Genomic DNA, 17,509 nt, shown 5'->3' on the forward strand with positions numbered 1-17,509 from the left:
AAAAGCACCCATAAAGTTATGGGTGCTTTTTTGCTCCACAGTTATAGAGCTCAATTGAGAGCAGTAAACTTTAGTAGTAGGCGTAGCGGACTACTCTTTTGAAGGAACCGTCGCAATTCCGGCGGTATACAACCCAACTGCGCCGACGGCGGTGACAGCGATCGTAATAGTGACCGCCATTGACGCTAGCTGATTCTTCAGGGGTGAGTTCAGCAAACAGTGCGTTGTCCTTTGTTTCTTGCATGATGATTTGACTCCATTTAACTTGATAAGATTGAACGAGAAATAGAAATTTTATAAAATTTATATAGTCTCGTGTAATTACTAACTCATAGTTCTTCAAGTGCTGTGCGATTTCCGGAATATTACTGAGAAGTTTTCACAATTTATCCGATCGCACTACCTGACTCATTTATCTAAACCACTAGGGTTTTGTAAGGGCGATCGCGCATTGGATCGTACAGATAAAGCTGGCTCGGCTGCGGTATGAAAAATAGCAGATTGACGCCATTGATGCTACTGTTAGCGCTGTTACTGTTGGTGTTAGCGCCGTTGAGACCGCTGGTAATGCTGCCGCCGCTAACAGTCGCAGATTCTCGATCGGTTAGTTCAGTGAACAGTGAATCTTGTAAATTTTCTGGCATGAGTAACTCCTATAAATACCTATCTACTTACTTACTTACGTGCATATACAATGAAAACCCGGTAACAGCGCCAAAACTGATGCCTGAAACACCGTATTTTGATGCTGATTGCCCGCTTGACTTACCAGTTTTGACGTTTGAGGAAGTTTGCGGGTACGAAGGGCAAAGCTGTACGGATTCTTACCTTGACCCTATGAATTTTGATTTAGACTTCTAAACCTATGCTTGGTATCCGGAAAGCTGAAAATAAATGTGACAAAAGAATTAGGCGATCGATCTCACCCTCTTCCAACTCATACCATTTGAGATTTGAGATTTGAGATTTTAGAACTAATATCAAAACGATTCCCCTCACCCCCAATAGCCGCCATGCCTCGCACTACCGAACCCACACCCGCAGAAACCTTTGATAACGACCAGTTTTTGCCCCCTGTCAGCCGCTGGACAAGTTTGGGGGGAATTTTGATGGTGGCCACCTTTGGCGGGGCGATCGCCCTTGCAAGCGTCACCAAATACAGCGCCACAGTCAAAGCAGAGGCGATCGTCCGTCCCGCCGGAGAAGTGCGCGTCGTGGAAGCGGCCACCGAAGGAACCGTCGAAAGCATTGCTGTCAGCGAAAATCAGACAGTGAAAGCCGGAGATGCGATCGCAGTTGTAGACGGTTCGCGTTTGGGCGATCGAAACAAGCAATTCCAAGACATTATTAATCAGTCTCAAGCAGCAGCACAGCAAATCAACCAGCAACTGCGCGACTTAGAAAATCAAATTTTGGCCAGCGCCAAACTTAAAAGCATCGAAAGTGGAAGTTCCGCCGAACAGGAATTAGTCGAATCCGCTTTAGTCAAAATCGCCGCATCGCTGCCGGATGTTGCCGAGAAACTGGGTAGAAGTCGGCGGGTTTTGCTCGTCAAGCGATCGACCATCCAACAACAATTGACTCAAGCTAAAAAACAGCTAAATCAAGTTGAGTCACAACTCAAAAATAGCGTGATCCGCGCCCCCGCTGATGGTACAATTCTCAAATTGGAAGTACAAAATACCGGTCAAACTGTGCAAGCCGGAAGCGCGATCGCCCAAATCGTCCCCAGCGACGTACCCCTGGTAGTCAAAGCCAAAGTCACATCCCAAGACATCGCTCGCATCCAAATCGGCCAACCCGTACAGATCCGGATTTCGGCTTTGCCTTTCCCCGACTACGGGACATTGAAAGGAACTGTCAGCGAAATCGCCCCAGATGCGATCGCCCCTCAAAATCCCGCCAATAACTCAGGTGGATCTTATTACGAAGTTTCGATTAAGCCCCAACAAACTTATTTAACCAGAATCACATCTTCTAGCGGTAACTTCTTCGGAGGTTCCCAAACAAATGAGCCGCGTCAATATGCGATTCAATCTGGAATGGAAGGAAGGGCTGATATTATTACCGGTCAAGAAACAGTGTTAACATTTGTGTTGCGGAAAGCAAGATTAATGACAGATATGTAATTAGTAATTAGTTATTTTGAGACTGCGGTTGAAACCGTACACTCTTCAACCCGCGCACCATCCGGGTTTTGTTGGTGTAGACGCGGTTTCAACCGCCGAGTCTAATTACGTCTATAATCAATAGATAGATTAACTGGTTAATAGTATCAATGGAAAGCACCAAAACAGGTCGCATTCCAGCTTGTTCTTTTCCATGAACTGGGTTAAGATTGACAAAATAAATTTTCCCTCGCTGAATGCTCATAGTGCTTCTAAACCATCCATTTCTGCCACAATAAACTCTTGATCGATCGCAGCAATCTCAATTTGAATATCTGGATCGTTGGCCATCTCGGCTATCTCTGCTTCCAGGTATTTAGCATTAGCGAGTTTATTAGCTATGTAAGTTTTCTCCCGCACTCGGCAAGCGATCCGTTCCAGCAGCCAAAGTTGTTCTTCTATCGACAGGGAACTAATAGAACGTTCAATTTCTACTAAAGTTTGTGAAATCATTTTAGTTTCCTCTTGTTTTTGGCCCATCGCAAATCATCGAGATTTGTTTGAATGAGACCGGGCCCATTCCGAATAGATTCATTATTGCGATCGCTTACTTATCTTGTCTCTATATTATACGACATAGTTGCGTAGCAGCTTGCGACACAGACTCCAACGACTCCAGACGATTCAGCAAGTCGGGTTTTCCCCTTGTTTTTCCCCGACAAAGAATGTAAAATTCTAAAAACATGGGTTGTAAGCAATGAACGAAGCACGCCGCGAAGCTTATCTCAATCTGATTGATTCTCTCCTCACTTGTCCCAGCGAAGAACAAATCCCCATCCTGCGAGCTCACCTAGAATTAATAGATGATAATTTTGCCCAGTTTTTGCGAGAGTGGGCAATACAAACTCTGGCAACCTTAGATGCAGAACCAGCTTACAATGTTGCGAATATTTTACACGGCTTGGCTAAGAGCTTTTATAACCTGCGACAAGGCAGTCGGACAAATAGTTTAGAGGCAGCGATTGCTTGTCTGGAGAGTGGATTAACTATTGTTAGTAGCGAAGCTTACTCAGAAAAGTGGGCGAGATTTCAAAATAGTCTAGGCGTTGCCTACTTATGCAGAATCAGAGGAGAAAAAGCAGAGAATCTGGAACGGGCGATCGCTGCTTTTCTGGCGTCATTAGAAATTTACACCCGCGAGGCATTTCCTTTTGAATGGGCAAGGAGTCAAAATAATTTGGGGGCTGCCTACTTATGCAGAATCAGAGGGGAAAAAGCTGAGAATCAGGAACGGGCGATCGCTGCTTTTCTGGCATCATTAGAAATTCGCACCCGCGAAGCATTTCCTGAAGATTGCGCAAAGAGTCAAAAAAATTTGGGAGAAGCTTACCTCAAGAGAATCAGGGGAGAAAAAGCAGAGAATTTGGAACGGGCGATCGCTGCTTTTCTGGCATCATTAGAAATTTACACCCGCGAAGCATTTCCTGAAAATTGGGCAAGCAGTCAAAATAGTCTAGGCGCTGCCTACTTATACAGAATTAGAGGGGAAAAAGCTGAGAATCAGGAACGGGCGATCGCTGCTTTTCTAGCATCATTAGAAATTTACACCCGCGAGGCATTTCCCGAAAATTGGGCAAGAAGTCAAAATAATTTGGGTGTAGCTTACAGCAACAGAATCAGGGGAGAAAAAGCTGATAATCTAGAACAGGCGATCGCTGCTTGTCTGGCATCATTAGAAATTTACACCCGCGAAGCATTTCCTGAAGATTGGGCAAGTAGTCAAAATAATTTGGGAGTAGCTTACCGCAACAGAATCAGAGGGGAAAAAGCTGAGAATCAGGAACGGGACATCGCAGCTTGTCTGGCATCATTAGAAATTTACACCCGTGAGGCATTTCCCTTTGAATGGGCAAGGAGTCAAAAAAATTTGGGAGAAGCTTACCGCAACAGAATCAGGGGAGAAAAAGCAGAGAATTTGGAACGGGCGATCGCTGCTTCTCTAGCATCATTAGAAATTTACACCCGCGAAGCATTTCCTGAAGATTGGGCAAGTAGTCAAAATAATTTGGGCATTGCCTACGGCGACAGAATCAGAGGGGGAAAAGCTGAGAATCAGGAACGGGAGATCGCAGCTTGTCTGGCATCATTAGAAATTTACACCCGCGAGGCATTTCCCTTTGAATGGGCAAGGAGTCAACATAATTTGGGTCTTGCCTACTTCTACAGAATCAGAGGGGAAAAAGCAGAGAATCTGGAACGGGCGATCGCTGCTTATCAAGTATCATTAGAAATTAGCACCCGCGAGGCATTTCCTATCGAGTATACTGAAACCTCATTTAATCTCGGATTTGCTTACCAGAATAATTCCCAACTCCCAGAAGCTTACAATACCTTTAACTCTGCCATTGAAACAGTCGAATCAATGCGGAGGGAAATCATTATCGGCGGCGAAGCCGACAAACAGAAATTAGCTGAAAAATGGGATAAACTTTATCAGGAAATGGTAGAAGTTTGCCTCGAAATGGGAAACAATATTGCTGCCCTAGAATACGTCGAACGCAGCAAAACCCGCAACCTAGTAGAATTATTTCACAAATTCCGCAGCAGCCCGGAAAAATTACAGCGGATTAGTTTCGATAACATCCGCAATCTCTTAACTGAAAATGAGGCAATTTTGGAATGGTACATTAGCTACAACAACTTTAAAGTTTTCATTATCGCCCGCGACTCCACCCAACCCAATATCTGGCAATCTTCTTATAAAGACTTGAAAGCATTAGAAGAATTTAAGCAGGAATATATCGACAGCTACACCGAGGAAAGCGACGATTGGACAAACCAGCTAGAAACCCGCCTGGAAAAATTAGCCCAAATCCTCCACATCGACGAAATAATTGCCCGCCTCCCCGAAAACTGCCAAAAATTAATCTTAGTTCCCTTCCGATACTTGCACCTATTCCCCCTACACGCCCTCACCAGCAGCCGACAAAAAGCCGACAAAACCGTAGAAACTGGATGTCTTCTCGAACTTTTCCCAGGCGGCGTGAGATACACACCCAGTTGCCAACTTTTGCAATTATCCCAGCGGGTAAATCTGACGGCGGAAGACACATTACCCAGCAAATTTTTTGCCATCCAAAACCCCACAGAAGATTTAGACTTCACCGACATCGAAGTCGAAGCCATTGCCAAATCCTTCAATCCCGCCGAAATATTGAGCCGGCAAAACGCCAGCAAAACAGTATTGCTGCAACAAATTGCCAGCTTGCAAAATGCCGATATCGCCCACTTTTCCTGTCACGGCTTTTTCGACTTTCTCAATCCCCAAAAATCATCCTTAATCTTAGCTGGTGCAAAAGTAACCCCCCTTAATCCCCCCTTGCTAAGGGGGGAGACAAGAGAGGATTTCCCCTTGCTAAGTGAGGAAACTGGAGGTAAAGAAACTCCCCCCCTTAGCAAGGGGGGGCTGGGGGGGGTTCCCTCCGACGAAAAGCGTTATATCCGTTCCCGCCGGGGCGAAAATTTCGATATCGCAGAATGTTTGACACTGGAAGAAATCTTTGATTTGCAGTTAATCAAGTGCAGTTTAGTAGTTCTTTCCGCCTGCGAAACCGGGTTGACAGATATCAAGAATACCACAGATGAGTATATCGGATTGCCCAGCGGTTTTTTATATGCCGGGGCGACAAGTGTACTCAGCACTTTGTGGGCTGTAAATGACGTATCTACGGCGATTTTAACAATCAAATTTTACGAGCTTTTGCGTGGGGAAAATCGCCCGCCTGTGGCGATTGCTTTGCGGGAATCTCAGTTATGGCTGCGGAGTGTGACTGTTAAAGATTTGCTAGAATGGGTGGAAGCGTCGCAGTTGTTGAGTCGCGAACACAAACAGAAAATTCAAGGCAAATACAGGCGCGGTTACAAACCGGATTATCAACCTTATGAGTCTCCCGTACACTGGGCCGCTTTCTGTGCTGTTGGGCAATAAGCGTTGGTATCAGAAACCGGGTTTCTGCGGAGATTGTTTTTTCCACTTGAGATTTCTCAGAGAAACCCGGTTTCTTTGACCTTAGTTCTAAATCATTTCAACGATAAATTCATTATAATCACAGGAGAAATTTGCAATGACAGACGAACAATTTATTTCCGGTTTCCTAGCAGTCTTTGAAACCAACCCCGAAGTATTTGAACAAGCCGGGGCGGTTGACGATTTAGCAAATCTCAGCAATACGATATCCCAGATGGCGGATAAATCGAATAACGAAGTAGCTGATGCCATTGGCGATTGGTGTGCAAACTATCCTAAAATAACAGATGAAATCAACAATTTTATTAGAAAACCAGAACCGCAACCCACCAAAAAAGAAGCACAAGAACCAAGGCTATTAAACCGCTATCCAGAGTTGCCAGAAAATCTCAAAAAACGCCGCCCCAATTCATAGCCCCTGCGCCAATAATATGACAGACAAAATTTCTGCCCCCAATGTCTATTTATACGCTTTCCAACTGCACAATGACAGTCATGGCCGCAATAATCCTCTGTGGAAACACTGCGATAATATCCTCGCCAACTTCACCAATGAAAAGCTAACACCTAATCTAGTTTTCCCGCCAAATTCTCACAGCTACCGCGATGATTTGCTGCCAAATGTCGCACTAACATTTAACAGCAATCCACCCATAGAAGGTTTTGCCCAACCGCTACAAATTCACGACAGCTATGCTTTATGGTTAAATATAGGTTGCCCGGAAGACGGCACAGCCGATAATGTAGATGTCGATCTAATCCAGAAATTTAACCCAAATCAAGCCTTACTTATCGATGGCGATGACAACTTTTTGGGTCAAACTCTCCTAATTACTGCATGGCTTACGGAACCCCCACCAGAGAAATTAGATTCCCTCAAACCCCTCGCCGATAAATGTCGCGATAGTTTATTCCAAGGCGACTCGCCACCTGTATTTTACCGATCGGGTAAACTGTTCGGTAGTCCGATTTTTGAATACGGTTCAATTAGCGATATTGCGAATTACCGCCACTTACTTGTCTGGCTGCTTTCCGACAAACAAACCGACGAAAATTTTAACAAGTGCCAAGAAGAAATTATCGACCTACTATTTCACCGCAACAAAATTATCAAAGCTTTTCAAGACAGCCGCCAGATTTACCGCGAACTCGATCGCGAATACCGGATTATTGAGAAAAATATGGAGATATTGCAGCAGCAATTTTCTAGAGGAACTGTATTAACTTCTGTCCAATTGCAGGAATTTCAGGAACAGCTAAAGCAACTCTTCAGCAAAGCTGTAACTTATACTAGCCTGCTGCGGAAACTCGAAGATTATGACAATACAATTGCCCTAAATCTTAACAATTATACTGACATTTTGTCTAAAATTTGTGATATACTAGGAATCGATAAGGAAGAACTATCAATATTAAATAACTTCAGTATAAAAACGGCTCCTTATATGCGATCGCAAATAGCCGGAGACTTAGGATATTTCCGCCACGGGACAAACTTAATCGATCAGGCGATCGCCTCAATTCGCGGCATAGTAGAAATAGAACAAGCCAGGAGCGATCGCACCAACCAACTCGCACTCCGCAACAGCGAAGACAAAGAGAAATATCGGGACGATCGCCTAGAAAGCACAGTACAGGCGATCGGCGTAGGTTTAGCAGCCGGTGGTATCGCCGCATCCAGCGGTACAGACAAACTCTTCGAGACAGTCCAAAACCATCAAATCCCAATTTTAATGCAATGGCATCCCTTTGTATTTTCCTTTGCCTTGAGTTTTGCGATCGCCCTTTTTGCAGCCGGCATCACTTGGTGGCGCACTAAACCAAAAAACAATTGACAGTTGACAGTTGACAGGGATGTTTTTCAGAGTGAAATTTAGACCCATTTATAAAAATAACCCGCCTTAAATACCCTGTTTATTCTTTAGTCCGCGCAGGCGGACTTCGTTTGTGTAGACGCGGTTTCAACCGCCGAGTGATATTCCACCAGTTTTTTATAAATTTCAACAAACAGCATCTGAGATCCAAATAACGTGTCAAAATAGAAATGTGAAATCAATTCTATTCTTTCCTCATGGGTAAACAGCGCGTTCTTTCAGGAGTTCAGCCAACAGGCAATCTTCACCTAGGCAATTATCTCGGTGCCATTCGCAACTGGGTAGAAAATCAAAGCCAGTACGAAAACTACTTTTGCGTAGTCGATTTGCACGCCATCACCGCACCGCACAATCCAGCAACCCTAGCCTCCGACACTTACGCCATCGCCGCCCTTTATTTAGCTTGCGGCATCGATTTAGAACATTCTACTATTTTCGTGCAATCCCACGTCTCGGCGCACACAGAACTAGCATGGCTGCTAAACTGCATTACGCCGATCAACTGGCTCGAAGATATGATTCAGTTTAAAGAAAAAGCAGTTAAACAAGGTGAAAATGTCAACGCCGGTTTGCTAAATTATCCCGTGTTAATGGCAGCAGATATTTTGCTTTACGATGCCGATAAAGTGCCAGTGGGAGAAGACCAAAAACAGCATTTGGAACTCACCCGCGATATTGTCATCAGATTAAATCACCAATTCGGCACACCAGAAAAGCCAGTATTGAAACTTCCCGAACCGTTAATTCGGACTGACGGTGCGAGGGTAATGAGTTTGACAGATGGCACGCGCAAAATGTCGAAATCTGACCCTTCCGAACAAAGTCGAATTAATTTATTGGATTCCCCAGATACGATCGCAAAAAAAATCAAGCGCTGCAAAACAGATGCCGTGAGGGGTTTGACTTTTGACGACCCCGATCGCCCCGAAGCTAGAAATTTGCTGACACTTTATCTCCTGCTTTCCGGCAAATCTAAGGAAGAAGTAGCAACGGAGTGTGAAAACATGGGTTGGGGAGATTTTAAACCCTTGCTGACAGAGACGACAATTAATGCCCTCAAACCAATTCAGGATAAATACAAGGAAATAATGGACGATTCGGGATATTTAGAGTCTGTACTACGTCACGGAAGAGAACAAGCAGAAGCTATTGCCAACCAAACTCTGACTAAGGTGAAAACCGCTTTCGGTTATTCTCTACCTAATTAGTCAGCAGTCAGTAGTCAGTAGTCAGTAGTCATTTTAGCCTGAGCGAAGTCGAAGGCTAGTCATTAGTCATTAGTCATTAGTAGTAACTGCCAACTGCCAACTGTAAACTGCCAACTGTCAACTGTCAACTGTCAACTGTCAACCGTCAACTGTCAACCGTCAACTGTCAACTGTCAACTAACTATGAACCGTTTTCGCACAGCCTGCACCACCCCCGGAGAATTTATAATTACCGCCGAAGTTGCTCCGCCAAAAGGGGGCGACATCACCCACACAATTCAAATGGCAGAACTTCTAAAAAACAGAGTTCACGCCATTAATATCACTGACGGCAGCCGCGCAGTGCTGCGAATGTGCCCGCTAGCAGTTTCCGCGATTCTATTGCAGCACGGAATTGAGCCAATTTGTCAAGTTGCTTGTCGCGATCGCAATCAAATAGGCCTGCAAGCCGATCTCATGGGAGCCCACGCTTTAGGCATCCATAATATCTTGGCACTCACCGGCGATCCAGTCAAAGCCGGCGACCATCCAAAAGCCAAAAGTGTATTCGATTTAGAATCAGTGCGGCTGCTGCAAGTCATTCAAAAAATGAACGGCGGCAAAGACTGGAACGACAAAGCTTTAACAGACGGAATTACCGATTTATTTGTCGGTGCCGCTGTCGATCCGCAATCCCCCAGTTGGTCAGGTTTGCAAAGTCGATTCGAGAAAAAAGTAGAAGCAGGAGCACAGTTTTTTCAGAGCCAATTAATTACAGATTTTGAAGTTTTTGATAAGTTTATGCACCACATTGCTGCTGGCTGCAACAAACCAATTTTAGCAGGAATCTTTCTGTTTAAATCAGCTAAAAATGCTGAATTTATTAAAAAATACGTACCGGGAGTTCACATACCGCAAGAGACGATCGACCGTTTGGCAAAATCCCCAGCACCTTTGCAGGAAGGCATAAAAATTGCAGCAGAACAAGTCAAGCTAGCGCGGGATTTGTGTCAAGGAGTTCACATGATGGCAATCAAGCGAGAAGATTTGATTCCTCAAATTTTGGATTTGGCGGGAATCGAGCCGCTGAGCTAAAATTAAGTTGTTGCTAACATATTGAAATAAACAGGACAGTCATGGTTCAAACTATAGACAATCCCACAGTTTCTCCCACAGCCGAGCAGCATTTCACTTGGCGCGGTTTGAATTGGCAGCAGTTTAAAGCAATTCAATCCAGCTTTGAAAATGTGCCAGGAGTGCGGTTATTTTATTGTGATGGAGTTTTAGAAATTGTGGGTACTGGAAGATTACACGAAGAGATTCGGTGTCTGCTTGGCTTGCTAATGGGACAGTATTTTATACAAAGAAGAATTGTATTTTTCCCCAGCGGTGCTTACAGCCAGATTGTTGAAGGTCAAGTCGAGTATCAGGCAGATTTGTCTTATTGTATCGGGAATAAAAAAGATGTTCCCGATCTGTGTATTGAGGTAGTTGTTACTAGCGGTAGTCCGATTAAACTTCAGAAGTATCGGCTGATGGGTGTAGCGGAAGTCTGGTTTTGGGAAGACGGCATGGTAAATCTTTACCATTTGCGAGAACAGGGTTATGAGCAAATTACAAACAGCGAATTGCTGCCTGATTTAGACTTGTCTTTGCTCAAACGCTGCATTTTATTTGCTTCGCCTTTGGATGCACTGGAAGAGTTTTCTAGAGGAATGACCGATCGCCAAACTTGACAAATTTTGGATTTGGCGGGAATCGAGCCGCTGAGCTAAAATTAAGTTGTTGCTAACATTTTAAATCCACAGGACAGTCATGGTTCAAACTATAGACAATCCCACAGTTTCTCCCGCAGCCGAGCAGCATTTCACTTGCCGCGGCTTAACATGGCATCAATTCAAGGCAATTCAAGCTAGTTTTGAGAATGTGCCTGGGGTGCGGTTATTTTATTGTCAAGGAGTGTTAGAAATTGTGGGCATTAGTAAACCTCATGAAGCGTTTCAATCGATAATTGGCGTATTGCTTGCGATCTACTTTGAAGTTAGGGAAATTGAGTTTTTCCCCAGCGGTGCTTACAGCCAGATTGTTGAAGATCAAGTTGAGTATCAGTCAGATTTGTCTTATTGTTTTGGGACAGATAAGGATGTTCCTGACTTGTGTATTGAGGTGGTGATTACTAGCGGCAGTCCGATTAAACTTCAGAAATATCGGCTGATGGGTGTGCAGGAAGTTTGGTTTTGGGAAGACGGAACTCTGCAACTTTACCGCTTGCCAGAACAGGGTTATGAGCGAATTGCTAGCAGCGAATTGCTGCCTGAGTTAGATTTATCTTTGTTGAAGCGCTGCATTTTGTTTGCTTCGCCCTTGGAAGCACTAAAAGAGTTTCGTAAAGGCATTAGTAGCAATGACTAATTTAGATTTACTCGATCGCGATAATATCAAAATAGTAGAGTCGCAAATTTCTGAAGTTACAGTTTATACCGATCGCGCCCTGATCACCCGCCGCGGCACAGTAGCCCTGACGGGAAACGAGCGCGAATTGGCGATCGCCTCTCTCCCCACAACCCTCGACACAGAGTCAGTCAGGGCTACGGGTGCGGGTACAGTTGCCGTGCGATTGCTGGGAGTGCGAACCGAAACAGTGTTTAGCAGCGAACCTACGGGCGATCGCACTGCCGAATTAACCCAACAAATCCAAGAATTAGAAACCCAAAAACGCGCCATTGACGTTCAAATCGCCTCCCGAAAAATTCAACTCAAATTTGTCGAAAATTTGAGCGAAAAAAGTGTCGCTTCCATCGCCAGCAGCATCGCCAAGCAGCAGATTGGTTTGAATGAAACCGGGGAATTGCTAAATTTTTTAGGCAGCAATTATAAAAAGTACGTAAGTGCGATCGCCCAACACGAAAGACAGCAGCAGGAATTAGACAAGCAAATAGAAGCTTTACGGCAGCAGTTGGGGCAAGTAAAAACTCCCCATTCCGAGCAAAGCTTTAACATCATAGTTGCCATAGAACCCAGCGGCAGCGGCAATTTTGAACTAGAAGTTTCCTATGTAGTCATGCGAGCCCGTTGGACTCCCCTTTACGACTTGCGAGTCAACACTACCAACAACCAAATTAATCTCAATTACCTAGCCGAAGTCAATCAAAATACAGGCGAAGATTGGACGGGAGTAGCGCTGACTTTATCTACAGCAAAACCGGGAATGGGAACTTTGCCCCCAAAACTCAAACCCTGGTTTATCGATACTTTACACTCTACAGTCAAATTCCGAAATACCGAGTCAATAGCGCGCTCTAGTCAAACTTTATCAGATTCTTATGGAGATGCAGGCGTATTTGAAGGGGAGATGCGCTTTGGCTCTGCAGGCACTACAATCGACACAGCATCCCAACCCAGAGAAGCTGAAACAGCCACAGCCAAAGTATCCAGAGAAGGAGGCACTGTCTCATTTCAAGTAGGGGGAAATACCAATATTCCCAGCGACGGTACACCGCACAAAGTGATGGTTTTCAGAGAAAATTATCCGTTTAAACCTGAATATATAGCCGTTCCGCGATTAGTCAGTTTTGCCTATTTGCAAGCAGTTGTTGTGAATCCGCTGACAGGCGCAACTCTGCTTCCCGGTAAAGCAAATATCTTTCGCGACAACACTTTTGTGGGTACTGTGCAGTTAGAAAATGTTTCCCCAGGGCAAGAATATAAACTGAATTTAGGAATAGACGAAGGATTAAAAATAGAGCGGGAATTAGTGGAAAGACAAGTAGATAAAAAACTGATCGGCCAGCAGCGGCGCATGAGTTACGCTTATCGCTTAAATGTGACAAACTTGCATCAGGTGCAGGTACACCTGACACTAAAAGAGCAATTGCCAGTCAGCCGCAATGAACAAATTAAAGTGCGATCGACTCTCACTAATCCGAAGATAGTAGCAGGTGAAATGGGACTGCTGGAATGGATAATGTCTCTGCCGCCGCAAGCCAAGCAAGAGTTATATTACCAGTTTGTTGTCGAACATCCTCCCGACTTAACAGTCATTGGTTTAGATATTTAATTAGGATTTACACTCTTAATCTGTAGCCCTAGCTACAGCTTATTTCTCTTTCAGCAAACCCTATTTCCATCCTGTGAGAAAGGCAGGATCTCCACCATCTACGGAAGCGTCAGGGGACGGAAAATATCAAACTTTCATTATCAAAAATTTGAGGATGTGACCATGAAAAGAACAAACCAGGATTAATTACAACTGGCGAAAAATCCTGTCTAACGGTATAATTCCCCCTTCCTCGAAAAACACCCCGATTTTTCAACAATTTGTACTCCAGCGATCGCGCCCCTGTTGTTTGGCATCGTACAAAGCTTTGTCTGCATAGGCTACCAGTGTATCTGGTTGAACTTCCAGCCTTGGTATGAGTGAGGAAATACCCAAACTGACTGTGACGATCTCCTTCACGTCAGACTCTGCATGGGGAATCGCCAGATTGTGAATTTCTTGCTGAATGTTTTGTGCCACCTTAATCCCTCCTTCTAAATCCGTATTAGGGAGGAGTGTCACAAATTCTTCGCCACCGTAACGCGCTGCTAAATCGGTGGGACGACGGACTACTTTTTGTAAGGTTTGCCCTATTCTAATTAAGCAATCATCGCCAGCCAGATGACCGTAGTAGTCGTTGTAGGATTTGAATTTATCAACGTCCAATAAAATTAGAGAAAGTGGCTGATTTTCTCGCGCTAGGCGTTGCCATTCACTTTGAAGGCGATTGTTGAAACAGCGGCGGTTAGCCACCTGAGTCAAACCATCTAGATTGGCCAGTTCTTCTAATTTTTGATTGGCATCTTGCAGAGCCAATTCAATTTGTTTGCGGGCGGTAATATTACGGATAGTAACGGAAAAACCATCTCCTAGCTTGACTGCTACGAAGTGAAACCAGCAATATTTTCCTGATTCATAGTAAAAATCCTGTTCTAAAGATTCCCCCGTCTCGACAATATTAACGAAGCGATCAAATAATTCTAGATCAATATTACTAAAAAACTTTTTGAGTACCAATTTGCCAATCATCTCTTCACGACTGCATTTAAAAGCTCTAGCAATCACGGGGTTGACGACTAAACACTCAAAATCCTCTATCTCCCCTGTTTCGGTATTACGAACAGCCTGCATTGCCGCAATACCATCAAGGGAACTATTCAAAACACTAGCCAGTAAAGCCCTCGATTGATAAAGTACCTCTTCTGTTTCCCGGCGCTTAATATTTTCTTTTTCCAGAAGCTGTTGCTGGCGTTGAATGGTTAACTGATTTTCCAGACGCGCGACGACTTCTTCGATTTGAAATGGTTTGGTAATGTAGTCTATAGCCCCTGAATCAAAGGCGGTTACTTTGTCGAAGACATCATCTAAAGCACTAATAAAAATTACTGGAATGTGGCTAAAATCTGCATCAGCTTTGAGAGTTCTACAGACTTGATAACCATCCATTTCGGGCATCTTAACATCTAAAAGTATTACATCTGGTCGCTTTACATTCACGGTTTTTAGTGCCATCCGCCCGCTGGTGACGCTGCGAACAGTGTAGCCGAGTTTGAGGAGTGCATTGCTTAGTAATTGTAGATTTTCTAGAAGATCGTCTACAATTAGAATATTACCTTTATTTTCGATGCCAGAATTAAGATTCATTGCTTATCAGAGGTTCTACTAAATCAAGAATATGCTCAAATTTAAATTGAATTGCAATTTTGGTCAGGGATTTTATCAAACGAGTTTCTGTTTGGGGAATTTCTCCTACTACTTGTAACACGAGGTTGGTATTTGCCTCAAGTGCCGCTGCGTATAGTTGACTAATCCATTCTTGGGGCATACAGGTTAAATCTTCCGATGTCAATGGGCTTTTTTCTGTATCATCCAAGACTGGAGATATTTTTTTTGCATAGATATATTTGACACCCAAATGCTTAGTTAGTGCATCAAAAATACTTTGTTCAACAAAGGGTTTGCGGAGGAAGTCATCACAACCGGCTGAAAGCACGATCGCCCTTTCTTCTTCCAAAACACTCGCTGTTAACGCGATTATAGCCGTAGCATTGCCTTTGGTGGTAGATTTGATGTATTTTGTCGCTTCGTAGCCATCCATCACTGGCATCCTCATGTCCATCCAGATGAGGTGAGGTTCCCATTCATCCCAAATTGCGATCGCCTCTTGTCCGTTACTAGCTTCTTTCACCTCAAATCCCAAGGGACTGAGCAACTTAATTAGTAATTGTCGATTAATATATTTATCATCGACTGTGAGAATTTTGTAGCTAGGTTGACCGGGAGCAAGTGCTAGCACTCTGGGATATTCTCCTGTAATCTTGCTCTGGGTTTTCTGCCCCAATTTTACCTGAATATAGAATGAGAAAGTTGTACCTTTTCCTAATTCACTTTTTGCCGAAATATCTCCCCCCATCAATTGCACAAATTTTTGGCTGATTGCTAAACCTAAACCCGTTCCTTCCTGCATTTCTTTTCCGGCTTGGGCTTGACTAAAAGCATCAAATAGTTTGGGCAGTTCTGCTGCTGCAATACCTACCCCAGTATCGCGCACCCGAAAATGAATCTGAAAAACATCTGTGGTTTCTTGTTCTGCCTGAAAAACATTCAGAGTAACGTTCCCCTCTGAGGTGAATTTGATTGCATTACTGAGTAAATTAATTAAAACCTGACGCAGTTTTAGTTCATCGGTACAGATATAGCGGGCGACATTTTCGGTGCGCTGAAAACTCATCTTCAATCCAGCATTAGTTGCGCGCAAATGCAGCATATCTTCTAAATCATTTAGCAATATATGTAGGTCAAAGTCTGTAAGATTAAGGGTGGTTTTACCTGCTTCGATTTTTGATAAATCGAGTACATTATTAATTAGCGTTAATAAATAATCACCACTGCGATAGATAATTCCGGCATTCTCGTATTGTTCAGGGGGCATATTTGTGGCGCGTACCATCAATTGCGAAAAGCCGAGAATAGCATTGAGGGGCGATCGCAATTCATGGCTCATATTGGCAATAAATGTACTTTTGGCCTGATTTGCTACTTCGGCTTTTTCTTTGGCAATGACTAACTCTGCTGTTCGTTCCTCTACACGATTTTCTAAGGTTTCAAAAGATGTTTGTAACTGTCCTGCCATATTATTAAAAGCTCGTGCTAGTTGAGCTGTTTCATCTTTTGAGTTAATTTTAACTCGGATATTTAAGTTGCCTGCAGTAAACTCAGCCACAATATTAGCCAGATAAATCAATGGCTTAGTCAGTAGTTGCCCAATGGCAACGGCGATGATTGTTACTACTCCAGCGATTAGTGTAAATAGGAATAGTGCATCACTAATTTGCTTTTCCACAGGCGCTAGAGCCACAGCTAGCGGTTGTGCGAAAAGCACAGACCAAGGTTTATATTGTAAACGAGCGATCGCGATCAAATTTGCCTGATTATCATTTCCCGTAAATGATGCTATCAAAGAGGATTGTTTGGTATCTAATGCTTGCTTGATTTTGGGTAAATTTGTAGCAGTTTCTTTAGTCAAACTCTTCGATAAACGCCCTTCGCTTTGTAGTTTAGTTGCGACATCAGACGACAGAGGGACAATGGATTTAAAAAGCAGTTTAGGTGTTATGCTATGGGCTAGATAAATATAATTTTCATCTAAAAGAATTGCTGATAATTCTGCCCCGGCTCGCTCAGTTTGTCGAGTTACTAATTGCTGAACAACTGTGGCATTGTAGGATACCCGTAAGATCCCTAATATCTTTCCCTTTGCATTGCGAACAGGACTACTAAAAAATAGTTGAATTAGATCGGGAATTTTTGGCGATCGCTTCATACTAGAGACAAAAGGTAGCTGAGTTTGCAGAGGTTTTCTAAAGTAATTTTGACTGGATTCATCTCGACCAATATCCCGTGTATTCGTATCTAAAACATTCCGTCCGTTTATATCTAGCAAAGCGTAAGAGATAATATTGAGCATATCTTTACGACTGAGACGGATTAATGTTTCTGTCGCTAACCGCATTTCAGGACTATCCTTTCGCTGTTCGACCGGTTGGGCGAGGCAAGCAGATAAACCTGGTAAAATCGCTTCTACGCGCACGGCATTGAGATTAGTATCAATAAACGCATCTATTCTGTTAACAGTTTCCTTGGCTGCCGCAGATAGAGCTTGTCGTGCGTTGTCAGTTAGTGCCTTTTCTGTTGTCTGTTTATTCAGATAACTTAACAACAGTAAAGGGATGAGAGCAACCATAAGAAATGATACGATTAACTTGGTACGGATACTG

At 43.7% G+C, this 17,509-nt stretch carries 16 protein-coding genes; 10 read left to right on the forward strand and 6 right to left on the reverse strand.

Going from position 1 to position 17,509, the window contains the following annotated elements; all coding sequences use genetic code 11:
- Positions 1–70: 70 nt before the first annotated feature.
- Positions 71–244 carry a hypothetical protein gene (locus QUA44_RS23210; protein WP_333254774.1) on the reverse strand — a complete coding sequence of 58 codons (174 nt, stop codon included), beginning with the start codon at positions 242–244 and terminating at the stop codon, positions 71–73.
- 172 nt (positions 245–416) lie between these two features.
- Positions 417–644 (reverse strand): secretion protein HlyD, encoded by a 228-nt coding sequence (locus QUA44_RS23215; protein ID WP_333254772.1) that lies wholly within the window; start codon positions 642–644, stop codon positions 417–419.
- A 79-nt stretch (positions 645–723) separates the two neighbouring features.
- On the opposite strand from QUA44_RS23215, the gene QUA44_RS23220 reads away from it, so the two are divergent.
- Both QUA44_RS23220 and QUA44_RS23225 read left to right on the forward strand, forming a co-directional pair.
- On the forward strand, positions 724–861 hold the full coding sequence (locus QUA44_RS23220) for a hypothetical protein (RefSeq protein ID WP_333254770.1): 138 nt from the start codon (positions 724–726) through the stop codon (positions 859–861).
- A gap of 152 nt (positions 862–1,013) precedes the next feature.
- The gene (locus tag QUA44_RS23225; RefSeq protein ID WP_333254768.1) at positions 1,014–2,129 is read left to right on the forward strand and encodes an HlyD family efflux transporter periplasmic adaptor subunit; all 1,116 of its coding nucleotides are present in this window, start codon (positions 1,014–1,016) and stop codon (positions 2,127–2,129) included.
- A gap of 88 nt (positions 2,130–2,217) precedes the next feature.
- Here the strand turns inward: QUA44_RS23225 and QUA44_RS23230 are convergent, their stop codons facing one another.
- Both QUA44_RS23230 and QUA44_RS23235 read right to left on the reverse strand, forming a co-directional pair.
- The gene (locus tag QUA44_RS23230; RefSeq protein WP_333254766.1) at positions 2,218–2,373 is read right to left on the reverse strand and encodes a type II toxin-antitoxin system PemK/MazF family toxin; all 156 of its coding nucleotides are present in this window, start codon (positions 2,371–2,373) and stop codon (positions 2,218–2,220) included.
- On the reverse strand, positions 2,370–2,621 hold the full coding sequence (locus QUA44_RS23235) for a hypothetical protein (protein WP_333254764.1): 252 nt from the start codon (positions 2,619–2,621) through the stop codon (positions 2,370–2,372). The genes QUA44_RS23230 and QUA44_RS23235 overlap by 4 nt, the downstream gene beginning before the upstream one ends.
- Positions 2,622–2,865: 244 nt before the next feature.
- Between QUA44_RS23235 and QUA44_RS23240 the strand changes: the two genes are divergently transcribed.
- From QUA44_RS23240 to QUA44_RS23275, 8 genes are all read left to right on the forward strand, one after another.
- Positions 2,866–6,096 (forward strand): CHAT domain-containing protein, encoded by a 3,231-nt coding sequence (locus QUA44_RS23240; protein ID WP_333254762.1) that lies wholly within the window; start codon positions 2,866–2,868, stop codon positions 6,094–6,096.
- A gap of 136 nt (positions 6,097–6,232) precedes the next feature.
- Positions 6,233–6,550 carry a hypothetical protein gene (locus tag QUA44_RS23245; RefSeq protein ID WP_333254760.1) on the forward strand — a complete coding sequence of 106 codons (318 nt, stop codon included), beginning with the start codon at positions 6,233–6,235 and terminating at the stop codon, positions 6,548–6,550.
- Between the two features lie 16 nt (positions 6,551–6,566).
- Positions 6,567–7,970, forward strand: coding sequence for a hypothetical protein (locus QUA44_RS23250; RefSeq protein ID WP_333254758.1), 1,404 nt, complete (start codon positions 6,567–6,569; stop codon positions 7,968–7,970).
- Positions 7,971–8,206: 236 nt separating this feature from the next.
- On the forward strand, positions 8,207–9,217 hold the full coding sequence (gene trpS / locus QUA44_RS23255; protein WP_333254756.1) for a tryptophan--tRNA ligase: 1,011 nt from the start codon (positions 8,207–8,209) through the stop codon (positions 9,215–9,217).
- Positions 9,218–9,400: 183 nt separating this feature from the next.
- Positions 9,401–10,291, forward strand: coding sequence for a methylenetetrahydrofolate reductase (locus tag QUA44_RS23260; RefSeq protein WP_333254754.1), 891 nt, complete (start codon positions 9,401–9,403; stop codon positions 10,289–10,291).
- Positions 10,292–10,332: 41 nt separating this feature from the next.
- Entirely contained in the window at positions 10,333–10,932 is a 600-nt protein-coding gene (locus QUA44_RS23265; protein WP_333254752.1) for a Uma2 family endonuclease, read from the forward strand.
- A gap of 79 nt (positions 10,933–11,011) precedes the next feature.
- Entirely contained in the window at positions 11,012–11,608 is a 597-nt protein-coding gene (locus QUA44_RS23270) for a Uma2 family endonuclease (protein WP_333254750.1), read from the forward strand.
- A complete protein-coding gene (locus QUA44_RS23275) occupies positions 11,601–13,253 on the forward strand; it encodes a mucoidy inhibitor MuiA family protein (protein ID WP_333254748.1) in 1,653 nt (550 codons plus the stop codon). Before QUA44_RS23270 ends, QUA44_RS23275 begins: the two co-directional genes overlap by 8 nt.
- Before the next feature lie 252 nt (positions 13,254–13,505).
- On the opposite strand, the gene QUA44_RS23280 is transcribed toward QUA44_RS23275, so the two are convergent.
- Positions 13,506–14,876: a diguanylate cyclase domain-containing protein gene (locus tag QUA44_RS23280; protein WP_333254746.1), complete on the reverse strand. Its 1,371-nt coding sequence runs from the start codon at positions 14,874–14,876 to the stop codon at positions 13,506–13,508.
- On the reverse strand, positions 14,866–17,475 hold the full coding sequence (locus QUA44_RS23285) for an ATP-binding protein (protein ID WP_333254744.1): 2,610 nt from the start codon (positions 17,473–17,475) through the stop codon (positions 14,866–14,868). The genes QUA44_RS23280 and QUA44_RS23285 overlap by 11 nt, the downstream gene beginning before the upstream one ends.
- Between the last annotated feature and the right edge of the window lie 34 nt (positions 17,476–17,509).

Origin of the sequence: Microcoleus sp. N9_A2, assembly GCF_036701775.1 — a bacterium.
Lineage (GTDB): Bacteria > Cyanobacteriota > Cyanobacteriia > Cyanobacteriales > Microcoleaceae > Microcoleus.